The organism is Peptacetobacter sp. (assembly GCF_029264495.1).
Classification (GTDB): domain Bacteria; phylum Bacillota; class Clostridia; order Peptostreptococcales; family Peptostreptococcaceae; genus Peptacetobacter.
In genome coordinates this window covers 1-4,982 of sequence record NZ_JARIBH010000066.1, presented here as the reverse complement: position 1 = coordinate 4,982, position 4,982 = coordinate 1, and the positions used below count along the sequence as shown (strand labels likewise).

The 4,982-nt window shown below is 24.9% G+C and carries 5 protein-coding genes; all 5 read right to left on the bottom strand.

The genetic code is table 11. The annotated features are described in order from the left end of the window. Positions 1 to 213: 213 nt before the first annotated feature. Complete coding sequence (locus Q1J78_RS06035) at positions 214 to 564, bottom strand: hypothetical protein (protein ID WP_300280443.1); 351 nt, start codon at positions 562 to 564, stop codon at positions 214 to 216. 177 nt (positions 565 to 741) lie between these two features. Continuing rightward, complete coding sequence (locus Q1J78_RS06030) at positions 742 to 1,632, bottom strand: YegS/Rv2252/BmrU family lipid kinase (protein WP_300280440.1); 891 nt, start codon at positions 1,630 to 1,632, stop codon at positions 742 to 744. A gap of 95 nt (positions 1,633 to 1,727) precedes the next feature. Further along, positions 1,728 to 2,369 (bottom strand): lactate utilization protein, encoded by a 642-nt coding sequence (locus tag Q1J78_RS06025; RefSeq protein WP_300280438.1) that lies wholly within the window; start codon positions 2,367 to 2,369, stop codon positions 1,728 to 1,730. Positions 2,370 to 2,509: 140 nt separating this feature from the next. Then, entirely contained in the window at positions 2,510 to 3,049 is a 540-nt protein-coding gene (locus Q1J78_RS06020; RefSeq protein ID WP_300280435.1) for a hypothetical protein, read from the bottom strand. 245 nt (positions 3,050 to 3,294) lie between these two features. Next, positions 3,295 to 4,668, bottom strand: a complete 1,374-nt coding sequence (gene miaB, locus Q1J78_RS06015) for a tRNA (N6-isopentenyl adenosine(37)-C2)-methylthiotransferase MiaB (RefSeq protein WP_300280446.1) — start codon at positions 4,666 to 4,668, stop codon at positions 3,295 to 3,297. Positions 4,669 to 4,982 lie beyond the last annotated feature (314 nt).

Here is a 4,982-nt window from a genome sequence, read left to right as displayed (position 1 = left end):
AAAAAAAGCACCTTAACAATTCTCTGTTAAAATGCTTTTAAAACTATTTTTCATATGTTTTCTCATATCAGTTTATTATTTTATCATATAGATTTTGAATATAATGTCCTTTTTCAGTATACCAATTTTCATCACTTTCATCATAATACATACAATCATCTTCTTCTAAATAAAAATACATCTCATTTTGAAGTTCATAATAATCTTCTTTTTCTATCGCTCTTTTAATTTTTCATTGCATTGTTTTAAATATTCTAATTCATTATTATTCAAACCAAATAGCATTTTATTTTCTTTCTTTATAGGATTGCACTGTATAAATTTACCAGTTTTAGGATTGATTGATATTGTATAACCATTATATTCATATACTCTACTTTTTTTCGATTCTTTTAGTAAGTTTCCATTACTAATACATTCTATAATTTTTTCTTTGGGAACATGCATATGATTAAGTTTTTTCATAATTTCTTTTGAATTATTTTTATTATCCCAATCATGTGTACCTATAGACATACTTGAAAAATAGTATGCAACTTCTTTTATTTCAATTCCATCTTTCATTTGTAGTCCTATTACTTCCTTTTTTAAATTATTATGATATATTTTGACTTGATTTACCTTGATATATGCCTTTTGTTAATTCATTTCTAACTATACCAGCTAATTTATCTCGATATTTTTTATAAAAAATAGAGACCTATCAAGTCTCTATTCCATTAATAAATTTCTATTTTATACTTAATATTCTATTCCTAAAATACTTAATGAATCTTTTATACACTCTATTTCAAGTGGAAAATCTGGTCCTTTTTCACCATCAATATCTGTTATCAAATCATCATCACATTTTATATTAACTTTTTTAGTTTTAAAATATAAAATTTCATTATCAGTCTCAAAATCTAAATGTTCACCTTTTAACACACCAATCAAAACAGGTATGGTTTTAGGTAGAGGCATTCCTTTAAATATAATTACATCTAAATATCCATCGTCTACTTCTGCTTTATATGCTAAATTTATATTTCCTGCTGTTTTTCCATTGAATACCAACATTAAATACATATTTCCAGAATAATTTACTTCTTCTGATTTAACATCTATATAAAATTCTCTCATAGACATTGCTTCTTCCATACCTTTTATATAGTATGTAATTCTTCCAAAAGAATTTTTTATATCATTGTTTATTTTCTGAGAAACATCTGTAAACATTCCTGCACTTGCTACATTTACAAAATATTTATTATTTACTCTTCCTAAATCTATTTTTTTAGGTTTTGAACTTATAATGTTTTTTATTGCCTCTTCTGGAATATGTTCTAATCCTAGTGCATTTGCAAAATCATTTGCTGTCCCTGATGGAATTATTCCTATTGGTATATCTATATTTTTTCTTTTCAGTTCATTTACCATCAAATCAACAGTTCCATCTCCACCACAAATTACAATATGATCATATGAATCATCTACATCCTCTAAAGAAGCTCCAGCAGGTATATCATAATCAAGTCTATATGGTATCATTGTGTATCCATTTTTTTGATATATTCTTATAATACTATCTAACTTTCCAGCAAGCTTTTTCTCTCCAGAGTTTGGATTGTATATAAATTTTACTTTTTTCATAATATCATCACCTAAATTTCTTTTTTAAGTATAAATATATTTTTAATAATATTAATTTAATCTTAAATTAATCATTAATCTTATCTAAATAATTACTAATACCCTAAATTTTTGTTAAGAAGTATAACATGTATTCTACCTTTTTGAGATTGTTTTCTTATAGTTACATAGCTTGAACAAATTCTATCAGGACTTGAACAGTATGCACAATATCCAGTTTCACTACAAGGTGTATCTCTATTTAATCTTTTTGCATTTGCTGGAGCAGCTATACATTTTACTCTTTCAACTGCTTCTGTTTCATTTTTAACTATTTTATTTACGCCTGCAATTATAATTACTTTATCAGGACCATATATCATTGCAGCTACTCTATTTCCATTACCATCTACATTGTAAAGTTCTCCATTTTCTGTAATCGCATTTGTGCTGGCAAAATAAGCATCTGCAAAAAATGATTTTCTATATATATTTTTTATATCCTCTGCACTTAATCCTTCTTCATATCTATCTAAAAAATTGTATCTACCTTTTCTTAAATAATCTATTATTCCTGTTTCAAAAAGAGTCATAGAACCACCACAAGAAACAGTAGCATCTTTTGCAACTATTTTTTCAATAGTTTTTATAAGTTCATCTTCATTTTTTACAAAATATCCATTTATTTTGTTATTTTCAAGAGCTTTTATAGTTTTTTCTATTCTCTTTTCATTTAACCATTCTACATTTTTATCCACTGCAAATACACTTCCTTCTTATAAAATTTATTCAAACTTCTATATATTTTAATACATTCCTATATCTAAAGAAAAAGACTTTTAAGCTAGAATTTTTTAATGTATTAATTATAATTTTGTTTTATCTTCATAAATTTAAACTAATCTATTTCATCTTCATAAATTTTAATTATCTGACTAAATGAATTTTCGATTTTACTTATATCATCTGAGCTAAATTTGCCATCTAAACCTAATTTTATATCATTTTCAATTATTTCTAAAATACTGTTCATTCCTTTTAAAGCGATAGGTATCTTTTTCTCTTCATTATCAATTCTTTCCCTTAAACCTTTGTCATCTTCATCTTTTGTAAGTTCGTCAAATCTATATTCTAAAAATTTATTGATTTCTTTTTTATCTATTGAGTTTACTTCTTCTCTTTTTTCTTCAACAATTTTTAAAATAGATTCTAGTTCTTCTTTTGACATTTTCCAATTACTTTCTTTTATTGGTGTTATATAATCGTTATACCATTCTAATTCTGATTCAAGTCTAAGGTCTGTAAAATTATCATTTACTTCTGAAAGTTCTTTTAACTCTTCTTCTGTATATAATTCTGATGTATCATTATTGTCTTTTTTACCACAACCAGTTAAAACTAGCATCGTCATTGCAAAAAGTATTATAATTTTTTTCATATTAATACTCCTTTCTTAAATTATAAATAATATATTCGCTATTTTATAAAATAGATTATTACATTAATTTCATAAACAACATCTATTATAATAGACTATTACTTTAATTTCATAAGCAACATCTATTATAATAGACTATTACTTTAATTTAATAAACAGCATCTATTATAATAGACTATTACTTTGATTTCATAAACAACATCTATTATATATAATACTATAATTTTAATTATAATTTATCTGTTTTATTCTACTATTTCTCCATTTAAAGAGAATGATCTTGGTTGAGTTATTTTTACATTTACTAATTTTCCTATTAAATCTTCTCTATCACTATCAAAGTTTACAGTTTTATTCTGTCTAGTTTTTCCTGTGTATCTATTTTCATCTTTAGCACTTTTTCCTTCAACTAGTACTTCAACTATTTTATCTTGATAGCTATAATTTATTTCGTTTGCAATTCTATTTACATGCTCTAAAACTTCATTAAATCTTCTATGTTTTTCATCTTCTGGAATTTGATTTTCCATTTTTGCTGCAGGAGTTCCTTCTCTTTTAGAATATATAAATGTAAATGCTGAGTCGTATCTAGTTTCTTCTATTACATCTATAGTATCTTGTATATCTTCAAGAGTTTCTCCTGGGAAACCTACCATAATATCTGTACTAAATGCTACATCTGGTACTTCTTTTTTAACTTTTTCTACTATTTTTAAATAATCTTCTTTTGTATAATGTCTATTCATTTTCTTTAGAAGATTTGTACTTCCACACTGTACTGGTAAATGTAAGAATTCACAAATTTTTTCGCAATCTCTCATAGCGTATATAACTTCATCAGAAATATCTTTTGGATGAGATGTCATAAATCTTATTCTTTCAAGACCTTCTATTTTATTTACTTCTCTTAAAAGTTCTGCAAATGTCATTGGATTTTCAAGAGTTTTTCCATATGAATTTACATTTTGACCTAATAAAGTAACTTCTTTTGTACCATTTTTTACTAATTCTTTTATTTCATCTAATATATCTTTTGGATTTCTACTTCTTTCTCTACCTCTAGTATAAGGTACTATACAATACGTACAGAAATTATTACATCCATACATTATATTTACAAATGCTTTTAATTCAAATTTTCTATTACTATTTAATCCCTCTATTATTTCACCTTCGCTGTCCCAAACTTCAACAATATTTTTTCCTGTTGTCATTTGTTTATACATTAATTCTGGGAATCTATATAAATTGTGAGTACCAAACATTAAATTTACATGTTTGTGATTTTTCTTAATTTCTTCAACAACATGAGGTTGCTGCATCATACATCCACAAAGAGCTATTTTTACATCTGGATTTTTTCTTTTGGTAAATTTAAGCTGACCTAAATTTCCATATACCTTCATTTCTGCATTTTCTCTTACTGCACATGTGTTATATATTATTAAATCTGCTTTATATATTTCTTCAGTTTTTCCATATCCCATTCTTTCTAGCATGTATGCTAGTTCTTCTGAATCATGTTCATTCATCTGACATCCGAATGTTTGGCAGCCCACGACAGGTTTTCTACCTTTTTCTTTTGCCCATTTTTCGTTTATTTCTCTTACTTTATCCATGTACTGTTCTTGTTCTTCTAGTCTTGTTGGATCTAATACTTTTTGTCTTGGTTTCTTTACTTCTTTGTTTATGTTAATTGTTTCCATTTTTTTCTCCTTTTCTATTTATAACTATCCTTTTTATTTTATCATAGTTTTAGGATATTTTTTAGATATTATTTTTATTAAGATTTATTTTTGAAAATATTTACTCATATTTTTTCCTATTCATTTCCAAAATATATTCATTAGTATAATCACAAAAATTTTCATCAAAATTCTTAAAACTATTTCTACTAACATTTTTATAATCATTTAAAATAGCATTTATAAGA

Coding starts and splice junctions, on each gene's coding strand:
- Q1J78_RS06035 (WP_300280443.1), bottom strand. CDS start 564: ATGAAAGATGGAATTGAAATAAAAGAAGTTGCATACTATTTTTCAAGT.
- Q1J78_RS06030 (WP_300280440.1), bottom strand. CDS start 1,632: ATGAAAAAAGTAAAATTTATATACAATCCAAACTCTGGAGAGAAAAAG.
- Q1J78_RS06020 (WP_300280435.1), bottom strand. CDS start 3,049: ATGAAAAAAATTATAATACTTTTTGCAATGACGATGCTAGTTTTAACT.
- miaB (WP_300280446.1), bottom strand. CDS start 4,668: ATGGATAAAGTAAGAGAAATAAACGAAAAATGGGCAAAAGAAAAAGGT.